Here is a 16,171-nt window from a genome sequence, read left to right on the forward strand (position 1 = left end):
GGCTAACCTCGCGCCTGCAAATTCCATCACCGCTACGGCTCACATTATAGCCAGAACGGAGTATATCCGTTTCCGTTTTTCATGGAAACCGATTTTCCGTTTCCACTCAAAATGACGCAAATACAGCCAAATTATGTGACCCACATCCGGTTAATTAGCCTCATAAGTAAGGGATCTTGATGATTGTCACACTTCTGTCTTTTATGAATGGAAACCGGTTTCCGTATCATGTCCAATCACTCTCGCAATAACTTTTTACATTTAGAGGATGGTTGTCGATGTTCAAGATTATGCTGTGCTGCTCTGCCGGGATGTCCACCAGCCTGTTGGTCAGCAAAATGGTCGATGTCGCGAAAGAACGTGGCGTTCCGGTAAAGATTGATGCGTACGGTGTTTCCGAATTTGATACGCAGTTTCCGCAATATCAGGTGGTACTTCTCGGACCGCAAGTGAAATACATGTTACAGACACTCTCAGACAAGGCGGCTACGAAAGGCATTCCGGTGCAGCCCATCGACATGATGGACTACGGCATGCAGCGTGGCGATAAAGTACTGGACTATGCTCTGTCGCTCATCAAAGCGGCACACTAAAAGGTGTTCACATGAGTTCGTTATATCAATCCATGGTCGCGGTGATTGAGCAGTCAATTACCCCGCTGGCCGCGAAGCTGGGTCAGCAAAAGTATGTGATTGCCATCCGCGACGGCTTTACCGCCGCGCTGCCGTTTATGATCATCGGCTCGTTTATGCTGGTGTTCATCTTCCCGCCGTTCTCGGCGGATACCACCAACAGCTTCGCCCGCGGCTGGCTGGATTTCTCCCAGACCTACCGCGAACAGCTGATGCTGCCGTTTAACCTCAGCATGGGCGTGATGACCTTCTTCATCTCGGTGGGGATTGGGGCGAGCCTGGGGCGTCAGTTTAACCTCGACCCGGTGATGTCCGGCCTGCTGGCCTTTATGGCCTTCCTGCTGGTCGCCGCGCCGTATGCCGACGGCAAAATCTCGACCCAGTATCTCTCCGGCCAGGGCATCTTCACCGCGCTTATCACCGCAATCTACTCCACCCGCGTCTATGCGTGGCTGAAGCAGAACAACGTGACCATCCGCCTGCCGAAGGAAGTGCCAACCGGCGTGGCGCGCTCGTTCGAAATCCTGATCCCGGTGATGGTGGTGATTGGTACCCTGCACCCGCTGAACTTGTTCATAGAAGCGCAGACCGGAATGATTATCCCGCAGGCAATTATGCACCTGCTGGAGCCGCTGGTGTCCGCGTCTGACTCCCTGCCCGCGATTCTGCTCTCCGTGCTGCTGTGCCAGATCTTCTGGTTTGCCGGTATCCACGGCTCGCTGATCGTCACCGGCATCATGAACCCGTTCTGGATGGCAAACCTCTCTGCAAACCAGGCGGCACTGGCCGCTGGCGCAGCGCTGCCGCACGTTTACCTGCAGGGCTTCTGGGATCACTACCTGCTGATTGGCGGCGTAGGCTCCACGCTGCCGCTGGCGTTCCTGCTGCTGCGCAGCCGCGCCACGCACCTGCGCACCATCGGCAAAATGGGCATTGTGCCGAGCTTCTTTAACATCAATGAGCCGATTCTGTTCGGCGCGCCGATCATCATGAACCCGATGCTGTTTATCCCGTTCGTGTTTGTTCCGCTGGTCAACGCCTGCCTGGCGTACGGCGCAACCAAACTCGGCTGGCTGGCACAGGTTGTGTCGTTGACCCCGTGGACCACCCCCGCGCCGATTGGTGCCTCGTGGGCGGCAAACTGGGCGCTCAGTCCGGTGATCATGTGCCTGGTCTGTATGGTGATGTCCGCGCTGATGTACCTGCCGTTCCTGCGCGCCTATGAGCGTACGCTGATGAAAAACGAAGAGCAGAAAGCCCAGGCAACCGTCGGTACCGCTGAAGCCGCAAGTAATTAAGTCAAAGAGGAAAGGACATGAAATACGCATTTCCCGATAACTTCTGGTGGGGCAGCGCAAGCTCCGCTCTCCAGACCGAAGGGGCAAGAGAGGGAGAAACCACGTGGGATTACTGGTTTGCCCGCGAGCCAAACCGTTTTCACAACGGCGTGGGGCCGCAGCAGACCTCCACGTTTTATCAGCACTGGAAAACGGACATTCAGCTGTTAAAGCAGCTGAACCACAACAGCTTTCGCACCTCGATTAGCTGGGCGCGCCTGATCCCCGACGGTATCGGTGAAGTGAATCCGGAAGCGGTCGATTTTTACAATCAGGTCATTGATGAGCTGAATGAACAGGGCATCACGCCGTTTATGACCCTGTTCCATTTCGACATGCCGATGGCGATGCAGGAGATTGGCGGCTGGGAAAACCGCGACGTGGTGGAGGCTTACGCCCGCTATGCGCAGATCTGCTTCGAGCTGTTCGGCGATCGCGTGTTGCACTGGTTTACCTTCAACGAGCCGATTGTCCCGGTGGAAGGCGGTTATCTGTACGACTTCCACTACCCGAACGTGGTGGATTTTCGTCGGGCAGCCACCGTGGCGTATCACACCGTGCTGGCCCATGCGAAGGCGGTTCAGGCCTACCGCGCCGGGCATTACGCCGGGGAAATTGGCATCGTGCTGAACCTGACGCCGTCCTATCCGCGCTCGCAGAACCCGGCGGACGTTAAGGCGGCGCACATCGCGGACCTGATGTTTAACCGCAGCTTCCTCGACCCGGTGCTGCGCGGCGAATACCCGGCGGACCTAGTGGCGCTGCTGAAGGCTTACGATCAGCTGCCTGCCTGCAGGCCGGAAGACAGCGCTCTGATTGCGGAAGGGAAAATCGACCTGCTCGGCGTGAACTACTATCAGCCGCGTCGCGTAAAGTGTCGCGACAGCGCGGTGAACCCGCAGGCGCCGTTTATGCCGGAGTGGTTCTTTGATAGCTACGAGATGCCGGGCCGCAAGATGAACCCGTACCGCGGCTGGGAAATCTACGAGCCGGGTATTTACGATATTCTGGTTAACCTGCGCGACAATTACGGCAACCCTCGCTGCTTTATTTCTGAAAACGGCATGGGCGTCGAAAACGAACAGCGCTTTATTGAAAACGGCCAGATTAACGATCAATACCGCATCGAGTTTATTTCCGAACATTTAGCCTGGCTGCATAAGGGTATTAGCGAAGGGTGCAATTGTCTCGGTTACCATATGTGGACGTTTATTGATAACTGGTCGTGGTGTAATGCTTATAAAAATCGCTACGGATTTATCCAGCTCGATTTACAGACGCAGCAGCGCACCATTAAGAAAAGCGGAGAGTGGTTTGCCGCCACCGCCTTAAATAATAGTTTTGAAAAAGAGTAATAATGATGATCGCACTAGAAGAAGCCGTAATGGAAATTATCGTCAATGCCGGACAGTCACGCAGTCTGTGCTTTGAAGCTCTGCACGCGGCGCGTCAGGGCAACTTTGACGAGGCCAAAAGCCTGCTGCGCGAAGCCGACGGCTACTCGCGCCAGGCGCACAAGATGCAGACCAAACTGATCGAGCAGGATGCAGGCGAAGGCCGCCAGCCGATGACGTTAATCATGGTGCACGCGCAGGATCATTTAATGAATTCTTTATTAGCGCGTGAACTGTCCGAAGAAATTATTCATTTATATCAGAGATAGTCTATGGCGAAATAATTAATGTAATACCTCTGTACCCTAAATAGAGATCCACTTGTTCTGATGATAGCGACATACTCTGTCAGATCGGAGCGGGATGGTTATTGTCTGAATAAAATTAAACTATATTGAGATAACCATGAATACGATTAAAAAACTTCCATTAACCATGGCGGTTATCGCCGCGCTTTGCCCAATTTCCGTGCTCGCACAAGAATTTACCCAGGAGCAAATCGACGCCATTGTGGCGAAAGCGGTGGATAAAGCCCTGGCCGAGCGTCAGGCCAAAATGGATGCGGCAGTCGCGAAAAAAGCGGACATCGTGACCGAGCCGCAAAGCGCGGCGCAATCCCCGGATATGGCGATCCCGTTCGGCGTGAAATTTACCGGCTACGCCCGCTACGGCGCGCACTTCCAGGCCGCCGATCAGAAATACGTGGCGGTGGACGGCTCCTACAACGGCGCGTCAGCGATTGGTCGTCTGGGCAACGAAGGTAACGGCGGGGAATTCCAGCTCTCCAAGGCCTTCAAGGGTGACAACGGCGCCATCTGGGACATCAACGTGATGATCGACCACTGGGGCGATGAAGTTAACCTGAAAAAAGCCTACGCGGGGGTGACCAACATTATGGCCTCCAACCCGAACGCCTATTTCTGGGCCGGTCGTGACTTCCACCAGCGTCCGCAGCAGGGCATCAACGATTACTTCTGGATGAACCACGACGGCCAGGGCGCCGGGGTGAAAAACTTCGACATCGGCGGCGTGCAGTTTGACGTGGCTGCCGTGGCGGCGGTGGAATCCTGTAGCCCGGAAGTGATGGAAGATGAAGCCAACCCGTCGCGCATCACCTGTACCGGCGGTTCCGGGACGGGCGATAAAGGCAACTACGCCGCAACCTCGAAAATCCACGGCATGAAGCTCGGTCCGATCGACATGGAGCTGTACGCCAACTACGGCTTTGACTCGAAAGCGGTGGAGAGCGACGAGCGTCTGAACGCCTGGCAGGGCGGCGTGGTGTTGAGCCACACCAACGACAGCGGCGTGAACAAGGTCATCGCCCGCTACTCCGATAACGCGGACAACAGCGTGTTCAACAAAACCGAGGATCTGACCACGGTCTACGCCAGCTTCGAAGGGCTGTACAAATTCACCCAGGCGACGCAGGTGGAATACATCCTCGCCTTCCACGACTACGACAACAGCCGCGATAAGACCGACAACCGCAAGAACTACAACGCCATCGTGCGCCCGATGCACTGGTGGAACGACGTTCACTCCACCTGGCTGGAAGCGGGCTGGCAGCACGTTGACTACGACAACGGCGGCGACAACAAGGGCTGGAAGCTGACCCTGTCGCAGAACATGTCTATCGCCATGGGGCCGGAGTTCCGCCCGATGCTGCGCTTCTACGTGACCGGCGGCAAAGTGGACAACGAACGCACCGCGCGCGTGAACAATACCAAAGACGAAACGCTCGACGACTTCAACGTCGGCGCGATGTGGGAGGCGTGGTTCTAAGGTAAAAGCAAAACGGCAACGCAACGTTGCCGTTTTTAGTGTTTGCTCCCTCTTCCCGTGGGCTGAGGGATCCCCACAAAATAATGTTTGCATGGACGACCCCCTCTCCCTTGAGGGAGAGGGCTGGGGTGAGGGGGAACATACGGCTCTGGTGGTCATTCCGTTCACTTTATGTTCCTTGCTACTCTGTGATTTCTGTACCGGTGAACGTGCCAGGGCGGCTCAATCGCCCCCACCCTGGCGACCCGGGCTCCCGGCGGTAAATCGCCGCTTCGCGGTGCCCTCAGCTTATTCCTTCAGGCTATCGGGTCGGGCATGAGCCTGCATCCCTGCAGGCCACGCCCTCTCGGCGCATCCGTGCGCCTCGCCCCGGCCTTACGGAAACGCTTCGGCGATTTACAGCCGGACCAGGGCATCGCTGAAAGCTTTAACTCGTTCTGAAACAACATTATTGCTTCTGCTTAAAAATTACTGGGGATTCCTCAGCCCCGTGGGAGAGGGCCGGGGTGAGGACATCAGGCCGTACACAACCATGCTATGCTGTTGACCGAATTAACGACAACATAACAGGGGAGAACATGGGTTCCACACGCAAAGGGATGCTGAACGTCCTGATTGCCGCCGTTTTATGGGGCAGCTCAGGGGTTTGCGCGCAGTACATCATGGAGAAAAGCCACATTTCTTCGCCTTACCTGACCATGGTTCGCCTGCTGTTTACCGGCGTGATCCTCCTGACGCTCTCCTTCGTTCACGGCGACAAGATTTTCTCGGTCATCAAAAACCGCAAGGACGCCCTCAGCCTGCTGTTTTTCTCGCTGGTCGGCGCGCTCACCGTGCAGCTTACCTTCCTGCTGACGATTGAAAAATCCAACGCGGCGACCGCTACCGTGCTGCAGTTTCTGTCACCGACCATCATTGTGGCGTGGTTCGCCCTGGCGCGGAAAAAGCGTCCCGGCGTATTTGTCCTGTCAGCGATTTTTACGTCGTTGATCGGCACTTTCCTGCTGGTGACCCATGGCGACCCGACCTCGCTCTCCATCTCCCCTGCCGCGTTGTTCTTCGGTATCGCCTCGGCGTTTGCCGCCGCGTTTTATACGACCTATCCGTCGACGCTGATCGCCCGCTACGGCACGCTGCCGATTGTCGGCTGGAGCATGCTGATTGCCGGATTGATGCTGACGCCGTTCTACGCCGGGCGCGACACCACTTTCGTGATTGACGGCAGCCTGCTGCTGGCGTTTTTCTATCTGGTGGTGATTGGCACGGCGCTGACGTTCAGCCTGTACCTGAAAGGCGCGCAGATGATTGGCGGGCCGAAGGCGAGCATTCTGAGCTGCGCCGAGCCGCTGAGCAGCGCGCTGCTGTCGGTGGTGTTGCTGGGGGTGGCGTTCACCCTGCCGGACTGGCTGGGCACGCTGCTGATCGTGTCGTCGGTGGTGCTGATTTCGATGGATTCGAGAAGACGGGTTCAGACATCAGCGTAGCATGATGTCCCCTCACCCGGCCCTCTCCCCAAAGGGGCGAGGGTGAAAAGACAGTACCGAGCAGTCCCCTCTCCCCTTTGGGGAGAGGGTTAGGGTGAGGGGGGGAATTTACTACTTCGCCTTAACCTTCCCCGCCACCAGCAGCGCCGTCAGCAGCATCAGCGTACCGGAAATCACCAGCGGTGACGTCAGCCCCAGATGGTCAAGCGCCACGCCGCCAATGGCCGCGCCGCAGGTGTTCGCCAGCTGGATTACCGCCACCTGAATCGACCCGGCTTTTTCCGCCTGATCGGCCAGAGAGCGGGTGATCCACGTCGACCAGCCCACCGGCACCAGCGCAAAGGCAAAGCCCCAGATAATCGCGATGGCAGACGCCACCCACTTATCGCTGCCCCACAGCACCAGCACCGTGGCGCTCGCCGCCAGCACCAGCGGCGCGCCCGCCAGCGCCACCTTCAGGGAGCGTTTCAGGAACTGCGACGACAGCGAGGTGCCGACAAAGCTGGCGATACCGAAGCTCAGCAGCACCAGCGTCAGGCCGTCAACGTCAAAACCCGCCATGGTCATGTACACCGGGCGGATATAGGTGAAGAAGGCAAACTGCCCGGCAAAGGCCATGAAGATCGCGGTCATCCCCGCCAGCACGCCCGGCCGCTTGAGCAGGCTGAACATGTTCTGTTTGTGGTGCGCCGCTTCGCCCGGCAGCGACGGCAGCGCTTTCCACACCCAAATGATACAGAGCAGGCCCATCACCGCCGCGGCGTTAAAGACGTTACGCCAGCCGATAATCCCACCGAGGAAGCTGCCCAGCGGCGCGGCAATCACCAGCGCGATGGAGACCGCACCGAAGATAACGGAAAGCGCTTTTGGCACCGTGCGCGCGGGCACCAGGCGCATAGTCAGCGAGGCCGACATCGCCCAGAAGCCGCCGAGCCCCAGCCCCAGGCAGGCGCGACCGAGCAACAGCAGGGTGAAGCTTTCCGCGAAGGAGACCAGCAGGCAGGAGAGCGTCAGCAGCACGCTGAACAGAATGACCACCTTGCGGCGGTCGATGGTGCCAATAACCTGGGTGATAAACAGGCTGGCAAACATCGCCACAAAGGCGGTGACGGTAACGGACTGCCCCGCCACGCCTTCGGAAATGCCCAGATCCTGCGCCATCGGCGTCAGGAGGCTCACCGGCAGAAACTCAACGGTAATCAGGCAGGCGACGCAGAACGCCACGGAGAAAACCGCCGACCAGTTGGGCCGAGAAAGCTCGTTGGTCTGCGGTCTGGTCGTGGGCTGAATATGTTCTGTCATGGCGTCACCTGAAGATAAAAACGTGCGGAAAAGTCGCGCAGTTTATCATCAAAAGTGTGACGAATTTAACGATTTGACAACTTTTCTTGCATCGCCGCATTCGCCAGCCCGACGATCCACTCCTGATGCCCGTTAATCATCGGGTTCGGCACGGCGCGAGCAAGTTCCTGCGCTGGTGCGCCTTTCTGCGATTCCTGAGTCAGAATCCGCACTCGGTTTCCGGGCAGGTCTTCAAACAGCCAGGCGTGGATCACATCCAGACGAGAATTCGCATCCCCTTCCACCCAGCCGTGCCACGCGATACGCGCGGCTTCACCGTCGACAGGTGGAACATACTCCGTTACCTGCGCCTCAACCGGAAAGCCAAAGGTGGTAAAGCGAAAGCGAGCGTTAGCACTCAACGCCGGGCCGCTGCCGTCATGGAAACGGATATCCTCGGCGTTGCTGTAATAAGACGGCCACAGGGTGGTGTCGTTGAGCTGCGCCCAGATCTCTTTCGCGCTCAGCCCGGCGACGATGATTTCGTTAGATGCAAAGTTATCGGTAGTGCCTGGCAGGTAGTCGTTCGGCCAGATAATGGCGGATTGTTTCATGGTTCACCTCATCGTTTTAGTGGATGAGGTGATGGTGCACCCGTGAGTGGTATAAATCTAATGACGATGCTTTATACTCTTCATCACGGTTCGTGATATCAGTGCAGGTAAAACACGCCCTCTTCCGGCAGGAAGAGCTGGTTATAACGCAGTTGAAAGGCGTTAAGCTCCTGCGGGTCAGGTTCCATCTCGCGCATAAAGCCGAGGGCGAGGCGGATTTGTGCATCGGTAATCGGCGCGGCCAGGCGAGCTTTACGCAGCAGGCGGTGCCAGGTATGCAGGTTCTCTTCGCTACCGTCGACAATGCAGATCTGCCAGATAAGCAGCACCTGCGCAGCGTTTTGCAGATGCGCCTCGTCCGGGCGCTCAAGGTAGCGGATAAACTCATTGCCCGGCGTTTTACCGAACTGATCGATCATCGACTCAACAGGCATTGGGGTAATGCCCAGACGCTCGCTTAAACGTTTGATGGCGCGGCGGGAATCTGAGGTCAGGACGCGAAATCCCACCACAAAGACCACGGCAAGCGTTGCCAGCATTATCCAGACCATGTGTTCTCCTTTGACTAGCCGCTCATCATAGCGGGAAACGCAGCGCGTCGACAGCGGGCGGCACCAGAATAGTGTACGGAAAAGAGGTGGAAAAACGTCATGAAAGCGGATCTTCGCACGCTGGATCTTAACCTGCTGAAAACGCTCGACGCCCTGCTGGATGAACGCAGTGTCACCCGCGCGGCGGCGCGTCTTGCCCTGACCCAGCCCGCCGTAAGCGGCATGCTCAACCGCCTGCGGGATTACTTCAACGATCCGCTCTTCATCCGCGCCCCGCATGGGATGGTGCCAACTACACGCGCTGAAGCGTTAGCCGCTCCGGTGAAGCGTATACTTGCTGATATCGACGTGCTGTTACAGCCCGTGGCTTTTGACCCGATCACCGCAACGCTCACCTTCACCCTCGCCGCGACCGACTACGCCCTGCGCGCGGTGGTCGTACCCTTTATCGCCGCCCTTAAAGTGCAGGCGCCTGGCATTCGCGTGCGTGTGGTGCCCGTGGAATCTGGTCGCCTGGTCAGCCAGCTTGAACAGGGCAGCGTTGACGTGGCGCTGATCACCCCACATACCACGCCCGATGAGCTTCACAGCCGGGCGCTTTATGATGAACGGTACGTTTGCATGATGCGCGCCGACCATCCGGATGCGGGAAAGACTATGGCGTTAGACCGATTCTGCACTCTGGAGCATGTGCTGGTCTCTTACGAAGGCGACGGTTTTCGTGGCGTTACCGATGGTGCGCTGGAGAAAATTGGCCGCATGCGGCACGTGGGGCTTTCAGTGAGCAACTTTTTGGTCCTGCCGGACGTGCTGGCTCTCAGCGATATGATTGCCGTCGTGCCGTCACGCATAGCGGAAAACCAGACGGGGATGTTCGTGTGCGAAACGCCAGTGGCCGTACCCGGCTTTACCAAAAGTATGGCCTGGCACGGCAGAACGCACCGCAATCCCGCGCAGGCGTGGCTGCGCGGGCTGTTGCTGGAAACCAGTCAGCGAGCCTGAAGTTCCTTCAGCAGCGCCTCGTGGAAGCGTGCGGGGTCCTGCATCTGCGGCGCGTGGCCCATGTCGTTAAATTCCACCAGCGTCGCGTGCGGAATGCGCTTCGCCGTCTCTTTCCCCAGCACCGCATAGTTGCCAAGCGTCTTGCGGATTTCCGGTGGGGCGAGATCTTTCCCGATGGCAGTGTTGTCCTTCGTGCCGATCATCAATAATACCGGCATCTTCAGGTCGCTAAATTCGTAGATAACCGGCTGGGTGTAGATCATGTCGTAAAGCAGCGCCGAGTTCCAGGCCACGCGCGTTTTGCCCGGCCCGTTGTTCAGCCCGGCAAGCATGGTTACCCAACGCTCGTATTCCGGCTTCCACTCCCCGGCGTAGTAGGTATTTTTCTCGTACTGTCGAATGCCGTCGGCGCTGACCTTCAGCTCGCGCTGATACCACTGGTCGACCGTAATATGCGGCACGCCGCGTGCTTTCCAGTCTTCCAGGCCTATCGGATTGACCATCACCAGCTGCTCCACCTGCTGCGGCCACATGAGGGCGTAGCGAGTCGCCAGCATGCCGCCGGTCGAGTGGCCGATGACCGTCACGCGATCGACGCCGAGCGATTTGAGCAAGGCGTGGGTGTTATCCGCCAGCTGCTGGAAGGTGTACTGATACCGCTCCGGCTTGGTGGATTTACAGAAGCCGATCTGGTCAGGGGCAATCACCCGATACCCGCTGGCTGAAAGCGTGCGGATCGTGCCGTCCCAGGTACCGGCGCAGAAGTTTTTTCCGTGCATCAGCACCACGGTGCGGCCGTTAGGGTTTTCCGGCTTAACGTCCAGGTAGGCCATTTCCAGAGGCTGGTTTTGCGAGGTAAAGGCAAAGTGTTTTACCGGCCAGCCATAGTCAAAACCTTCCAGTTTTTCGCCGTAGGTAGGGTTATCCGCGGCCATCGCGGGGGACGCCAGTGCCATCAGCAGCGCCAGGCAGGACAATCGTCGGGTCAACATGCAGGTTCTCCGTTCTAAGGCTGCACGAATGGCGGCAGCAAAAACACTGTAGAGCATGGAGAGGAGCGGGTGTGTAAAGCGGGGTAAAGGTAGAGCCTGTAAATAAAAAAGCCCGGCGGTCAGCCGGGCAAAGAAGTTACCTGCACACTCAGGCCGCTTTCAATTTCTGCTTCTGCGCACGATTCTCACGGCGAATTTTACGTTCTTCCAGCACCGCTACCATCGCCATCAGGACGATACAGCCGATCGCTGCGGCATCCAGCGCCGCGAAGGTGCCCGCCCAGCCGGTCAGGCCGAAAATCGGTGTGCCGTCGGCGATCATCCCCAGACCCAGCTTGGCGAAGCTGTCGCCGATCAGGTAGGCGAAGGTGCCTTTAATTCCATCGGCGGCGCCGATCGCTTTTTTCGGCACGAAGCCGACCGCCGCCACGCCGATCAGCAGCTGCGGGCCAAACACCAGGAAGCCGAGCGCGAACAGGGACGCCAGGTAAACGTACTGGTTGCTGGCGTGCTGGTAGACGCCGAGGGTGGCGATAATCAGTGCCAGCGCGACGCAGGCCACCAGCGCGCGACGGCCGTTGGCGAGGTCGGAGAGCCAGCCCCACAGCAGCGTGCCGACCAGCGCGCCCACTTCAAACAGGGTGAAGCCCTGAATCGCCACTTCTTTAGAAAGCTTCAGCTCCTGGAAGGCATACACCGTCGACCACTGGTCAATACCGATACGCACCACGTAGAGGAAGATGTTTGAGAAGCACAGCAGCCAGATCACTTTGTTTTTCAGCACGTACTCAACAAAAATCTGCCATTTGGACATCTCGTTCTCTTCGGTCTCTTTGTCCTCTTCGCTGATCTCCTCCCCGAACAGCTCTTCGGCTTTGCCGAGGCCGTAGGATTCCGGGGAGTCGCTGCCGAAGCGCAGGCCGATAAAGCCGACAATCAGGGCGATAATCGACGGGAAGATAAACATGCCGATCACGTGGCCGTCGAACAGGTAGTTCGCGCCAAACAACGCCACGCCTGCCGCACCCGCCCCGCCGAGGTTGTGGGAGATGTTCCACATGCCGAGGTAGGAACCACGCTTGCGGCGCGGGGTCCATTTGGTGATGGTGGAGTAGCTGCACGACCCGCCGGTACTCTGGAAGAAACCGCTCAGGGCGTAGAAGGCGATCATCAGGAACAGGCTGACGGAGCCCGCGCCCATGCTGGCGCTGAAGCCGAGCATACAGATGGCGGAGAGGATCAGCATAAACGGCAGGAACTGCTTGGTGTTTTTGCCGTCCGCGTAGTAGGACACAACGGTTTTACCCACGCCGTAGGTGATGGAAAAGCCCAGGCCAATCATCCCCAGCTGCGTCATGCTCAGCCCGTAGGTTGAGATCATGTCGTTCTGCGCGATGTTAAAGTTTTTGCGGATCAGGTACATGGTCAGGTAGCCGATGAAGACCACCAGATAGGACTGCATGAACGGTTTGAACCACATCTTGCGCCGCACGTCGAGCGGCAGATCCAGGGTCGGCTTGCGCACCTGATTTAAGAAGGCCAGCATGGTTGGTTTACTCCTGAGCTGATTTTTGCAGCATTGTAAAAATCAGCCGGGAGAGATGCCTGAGACAGCGTCCAGGTAAAACCGGGAAAATTTCCTAGTTTTGCGCCATACGGGGTGAAAAGGTGAAGCGCATCACATCACGCTGGCTTCGCGCGGGGCCTGCGCGTGCAGGAAAGGCAACAGCAGCAGGGCGGAAATCCCCGCCGCGATGGCGATCACCGCGAAGAAACCGCTCCAGTGCCAGACGTCGATCACCCGCGCCAGCGGCCAGCCGGAGAGCGATGCGCCCAGGTAGGCAAACAGCCCGACAAAGCCCGTCGCCGCGCCTGCCGCCTCTTTGTGGGAACACTCAGCCGCCGCCATGCCGATCAGCATCTGCGGGCCAAACACGAAGAAGCCGATGGTGAAGAAGCATGCCGCCTGCATCACGTAGCTGGCGAACGGCATCAGCCACAGCGAGCCGACGGAGAGCAAAATCCCGGCGGCGAAAATCAGGTTCATCGGACCACGGTTGCCATTGAACAGCTTGTCCGAGCCCCAGCCCGCCACCAGCGCGCCGATAAACCCGCCCAGCTCGAACATCGTCACCGCGGAGTTGGCGGTCACCAGGTCCACGCCGAGCGTCTCGGACATGTACAGATTGCCCCAGTCGTTGATGGCCGCGCGCACCACGTAGACCAGTACGTAGCAGAGCGACAGCAGCCAGATGTACGGGTTTTTCAGCACGTATCGGGTGAGGATCTCCCTGCGGGTCAGCCCCGCGCCCTCCTGCTGCTGGGCGATCTCCATCTCGTCGTGCCGCCAGTCGCCCACCGGCGGAAGGCCGACGGTTTGCGGCCTGTCGCGCAGGCGCCAGCAGAGGAACAGCCCGGCGACAATCGCCAGGCCACCGGCAATCATCATCCCCGCGCGCCAGCCGTAGTGCAGCGCCGCGGCACCCACCACCATCGGGATCAGCGCCCCGCCGACGTTATGCGCGGTGTTCCAGATTGCCCACCAGCCGCCGCGCTCGTTGCGCGAGTACCAGGCGGTGAGCAGGCGGGCGCAGACCGGCGCGCCCCAGCCCTGGAAAAAGGCGTTCAGCGCCCACAGCAGGGCGAAGGCCCACAGCGAGGTGGAGAAGCCGAACAGGATGTTCACCACGCCGGTGGCGATCAGCCCAACGCCCATAAAGTAGCGCGCGTTGGAGCGATCGCTGACGATGCCCGAGAAGAACTTCGACAGGCCGTAGGTGATGTAAAACAGCGTCGCCAGCAGGCCGATATCGGTGCGCGTCATCACGCCGCTGGCGAGGATTTCCGGCGCGGCGGCGTTGAAGCTTTTGCGGGTGAAGTAGAACAGCGCGTAGCCGAGCCAGATGGTAATCAGGATATGGCGACGCCAGTAGCGGTAGCGGGCGTCGATTTCCGCTTTGTTGATTAATGGGGCTGCGCTGGCTGGGGTTTTAAACATGAGACGTCCTTAACGGCAAACTGACGCTGACGCGCGTCCCGTGGGTGCAGGAGAGGGTCAGCGTGCCGCCCAGCGCCTTTACTCGCTCGCGCATGCCCGCCAGGCCAAAGCCCTGCTGGCCCGATCCCGACGGCAGGCCGCAGCCGTCGTCTTCAATCACCAGCATCAGGCGCTCGTCCTGCTGCCAGCCCTGGATGGTGACCGCGCTGGCACTGGCGTGCTTGACGATGTTGTTCAGCCCCTCCTGACAGACGCGGAACAGCGTCACGCGCTGGCCTTCGCTGAGCGAAGATTCGTTAATGCGCCAGTCGAGATGGCTGACAATACCGCGGCTTTCCAGCTCCATCTCGCGCATCAGGGAACGTACCGCCTGCTCAAGCGTAAGGTCGTCAAGCTGGCGCGGGCGCAGCCGTCCTAACAGGCGACGAACGGAATCATAGACGCCCAGCGAAAGCTGTTCGATATGCGCCCCGCCCTGCTTCACGCCCGCGTTTTCGGCCGCCAGGCGCTGAACAATGCCCGCCTGCGTGCGGATGGCGGTGATAGTCTGGCCGATATCGTCGTGCAGCTCGCGGGCCACCTCCTGCCGCACGCTCTCTTCCGTCTCCAGCAGACGCTCCGCCAGACGGCGGTTGCGCGCCAGCTCGGTTTGCAGGGACTGGTTCAGCTCGCGCAGGCGCTGAATGCCCGCCCCGAGCAGCAGCCCGGTCAGGCTCTGGGCCAGCAGGGAAAGCAGTAAATCTACGGGATGATCGTGCCAGGTCTGGCTGGCAATCAGCGCGATAGCGTTCATCAGCGTGGCGATCAGCGCCCCCTGCCAGCCGTAGTGCCAGGCCAGGGCGATAATCGGCAGCGCCAGACAAAATGGCGTGAAGCGTGAAAGCTCGGCGGGCAGGCCAAGCTGGAGCCACAGGCTCACCACAAACAGCAGCAGATACCAGATAAGGTGCCGGGCGCGCCAGTTCACCGGTTGAGAAACCAGCGCCGGGCCGAGCGGCTGCCAGACGGTGCTGGTGAGGTAGTGCCAAATAACGAGACAGGTTGGTGCCAGCGTCAGGCCGCCGGTGAGGGTCAGCAGCAGGGCATTGAGCATCTCCTTCTCGCCAATCCACGGCAGGGATTGTAGCAACGCGGCGGCAATCAGCGCCGCCCCCTGCCGCAGCAGCGTGCGCCAGTCGCGCTGGTGGCGGTAGCGGGAAATGAGCGCGACCGGGAGAAGCGTGAGCACGCTTCCGGTCATCAATAAGGGCAGGTGCGCGAGGGCAACTTCCTGCGCCAGCCAGACCAGCATCAGCCACTCTGCGCCCAGCAAAACCGGCCAGTAGCCGCGCGGGCACTGGAGCATTAGCCCCAGACGCAGGCCGAAGGGAAACAGCAGCACCGCCAGCTCGGGGCGCTCGACAAGATGCAGGCTGATGCTCCACAGGCAGAACCACGCGGCGGAGAAGATAAAAAAGCTGGCAACGACGGCGATCAGCCGAGAAAAAGCGGAACTCATTGCCAGCTGTCGAACATGCGGCGCGCCAGCTCGACGTCGTTGCTGACGTTGAGTTTTTCCATCAGGTTGGCGCGATGGACGTGCACGGTTTTTGGCGACAGATCCAGCTCGGCGGCGATCTCTTTGACCGACATGCCCTGCGCGAGCTTCTCCGCCACCTGACGTTCGCGTCTGGTGAGCGGATCCTGCCTTCCGGCCGCCAGCTTGACGGCGATATCCGGCGTTAAATAGCAGCCGCCGGTGGAGACGGTGCGCACCGCGGCAATAAGCTCGTCCGGGCTACAGCGTTTAGAGAGAAACCCCCGCGCGCCCGCGTTGAGCGCCTGCTCGACCAGCGCCGGGCTGTCGTGAACCGAGAGCATGATCGTCGCCATTCCTTTCGGCAGCTGGCTTAACAGCTCCAGCCCGGAGAGATCCGGCATCGAGATGTCGCAGATACAGACCTGCACCCCGCGCCCCGGCAGGCCCGCCAGCGCCTCGCGACCAGAGCCAAACTCGGCCACGACCTGAAAATCTGGTTCGAGGTTCAGAAGCTGGGCAAAGCCGGAGCGAACGATAAGGTGATCGTCGATGAGAGCGATGGTGGTCATGTATCTTCCTGCG

At 59.2% G+C, this 16,171-nt stretch carries 15 protein-coding genes; 7 read left to right on the plus strand and 8 right to left on the minus strand.

Annotated features, from left to right (window positions below; genetic code table 11):
* Positions 1 to 278 precede the first annotated feature (278 nt).
* The 6 genes from URZ40_RS11680 to URZ40_RS11705 all read left to right on the plus strand — a co-directional run bounded on the left by URZ40_RS11680 (position 279) and on the right by URZ40_RS11705 (position 6,632).
* Complete coding sequence (locus tag URZ40_RS11680) at positions 279 to 593, plus strand: PTS sugar transporter subunit IIB (RefSeq protein ID WP_116342898.1); 315 nt, start codon at positions 279 to 281, stop codon at positions 591 to 593.
* Between the two features lie 11 nt (positions 594 to 604).
* Positions 605 to 1,930, plus strand: a complete 1,326-nt coding sequence (locus URZ40_RS11685; RefSeq protein ID WP_116342896.1) for a PTS sugar transporter subunit IIC — start codon at positions 605 to 607, stop codon at positions 1,928 to 1,930.
* A gap of 17 nt (positions 1,931 to 1,947) precedes the next feature.
* Complete coding sequence (locus tag URZ40_RS11690) at positions 1,948 to 3,324, plus strand: glycoside hydrolase family 1 protein (RefSeq protein WP_163329989.1); 1,377 nt, start codon at positions 1,948 to 1,950, stop codon at positions 3,322 to 3,324.
* 5 nt (positions 3,325 to 3,329) lie between these two features.
* A complete protein-coding gene (locus tag URZ40_RS11695) occupies positions 3,330 to 3,632 on the plus strand; it encodes a PTS lactose/cellobiose transporter subunit IIA (RefSeq protein ID WP_192845932.1) in 303 nt (100 codons plus the stop codon).
* 136 nt (positions 3,633 to 3,768) lie between these two features.
* Positions 3,769 to 5,148 (plus strand): carbohydrate porin, encoded by a 1,380-nt coding sequence (locus URZ40_RS11700; RefSeq protein WP_116342890.1) that lies wholly within the window; start codon positions 3,769 to 3,771, stop codon positions 5,146 to 5,148.
* A gap of 578 nt (positions 5,149 to 5,726) precedes the next feature.
* Positions 5,727 to 6,632 (plus strand): DMT family transporter, encoded by a 906-nt coding sequence (locus URZ40_RS11705; protein ID WP_320720585.1) that lies wholly within the window; start codon positions 5,727 to 5,729, stop codon positions 6,630 to 6,632.
* A gap of 111 nt (positions 6,633 to 6,743) precedes the next feature.
* Here the strand turns inward: URZ40_RS11705 and nepI are convergent, their stop codons facing one another.
* The 3 genes from nepI to URZ40_RS11720 form a co-directional block, all read right to left on the minus strand.
* Entirely contained in the window at positions 6,744 to 7,934 is a 1,191-nt protein-coding gene (nepI, locus tag URZ40_RS11710; RefSeq protein WP_320720586.1) for a purine ribonucleoside efflux pump NepI, read from the minus strand.
* A gap of 65 nt (positions 7,935 to 7,999) precedes the next feature.
* On the minus strand, positions 8,000 to 8,527 hold the full coding sequence (locus URZ40_RS11715) for an SRPBCC domain-containing protein (protein ID WP_116343624.1): 528 nt from the start codon (positions 8,525 to 8,527) through the stop codon (positions 8,000 to 8,002).
* 98 nt (positions 8,528 to 8,625) lie between these two features.
* Complete coding sequence (locus URZ40_RS11720; RefSeq protein ID WP_320720587.1) at positions 8,626 to 9,078, minus strand: DUF1198 domain-containing protein; 453 nt, start codon at positions 9,076 to 9,078, stop codon at positions 8,626 to 8,628.
* Between the two features lie 99 nt (positions 9,079 to 9,177).
* On the opposite strand from URZ40_RS11720, the gene URZ40_RS11725 reads away from it, so the two are divergent.
* Complete coding sequence (locus tag URZ40_RS11725) at positions 9,178 to 10,080, plus strand: LysR family transcriptional regulator (RefSeq protein WP_116343625.1); 903 nt, start codon at positions 9,178 to 9,180, stop codon at positions 10,078 to 10,080.
* Here URZ40_RS11725 and URZ40_RS11730 read toward each other — a convergent pair.
* The 5 genes from URZ40_RS11730 to uhpA all read right to left on the minus strand — a co-directional run bounded on the left by URZ40_RS11730 (position 10,068) and on the right by uhpA (position 16,158).
* Complete coding sequence (locus URZ40_RS11730; RefSeq protein ID WP_116343626.1) at positions 10,068 to 11,072, minus strand: alpha/beta fold hydrolase; 1,005 nt, start codon at positions 11,070 to 11,072, stop codon at positions 10,068 to 10,070. The two genes, URZ40_RS11725 and URZ40_RS11730, sit on opposite strands and share 13 nt — an antisense overlap.
* 148 nt (positions 11,073 to 11,220) lie before the next feature.
* On the minus strand, positions 11,221 to 12,618 hold the full coding sequence (gene uhpT, locus URZ40_RS11735) for a hexose-6-phosphate:phosphate antiporter (RefSeq protein ID WP_119916752.1): 1,398 nt from the start codon (positions 12,616 to 12,618) through the stop codon (positions 11,221 to 11,223).
* Between the two features lie 132 nt (positions 12,619 to 12,750).
* Positions 12,751 to 14,070, minus strand: coding sequence for an MFS transporter (locus URZ40_RS11740; protein ID WP_116343628.1), 1,320 nt, complete (start codon positions 14,068 to 14,070; stop codon positions 12,751 to 12,753).
* Positions 14,063 to 15,568, minus strand: a complete 1,506-nt coding sequence (uhpB, locus tag URZ40_RS11745; protein ID WP_320720588.1) for a signal transduction histidine-protein kinase/phosphatase UhpB — start codon at positions 15,566 to 15,568, stop codon at positions 14,063 to 14,065. Before uhpB ends, URZ40_RS11740 begins: the two co-directional genes overlap by 8 nt.
* Positions 15,565 to 16,158, minus strand: a complete 594-nt coding sequence (gene uhpA, locus URZ40_RS11750; RefSeq protein WP_116343630.1) for a transcriptional regulator UhpA — start codon at positions 16,156 to 16,158, stop codon at positions 15,565 to 15,567. Before uhpA ends, uhpB begins: the two co-directional genes overlap by 4 nt.
* Positions 16,159 to 16,171 lie beyond the last annotated feature (13 nt).

Source organism: Enterobacter sp. 296B2, from assembly GCF_034106185.1.
Taxonomy (GTDB): Bacteria; Pseudomonadota; Gammaproteobacteria; order Enterobacterales; family Enterobacteriaceae; genus Enterobacter; species Enterobacter cloacae_N.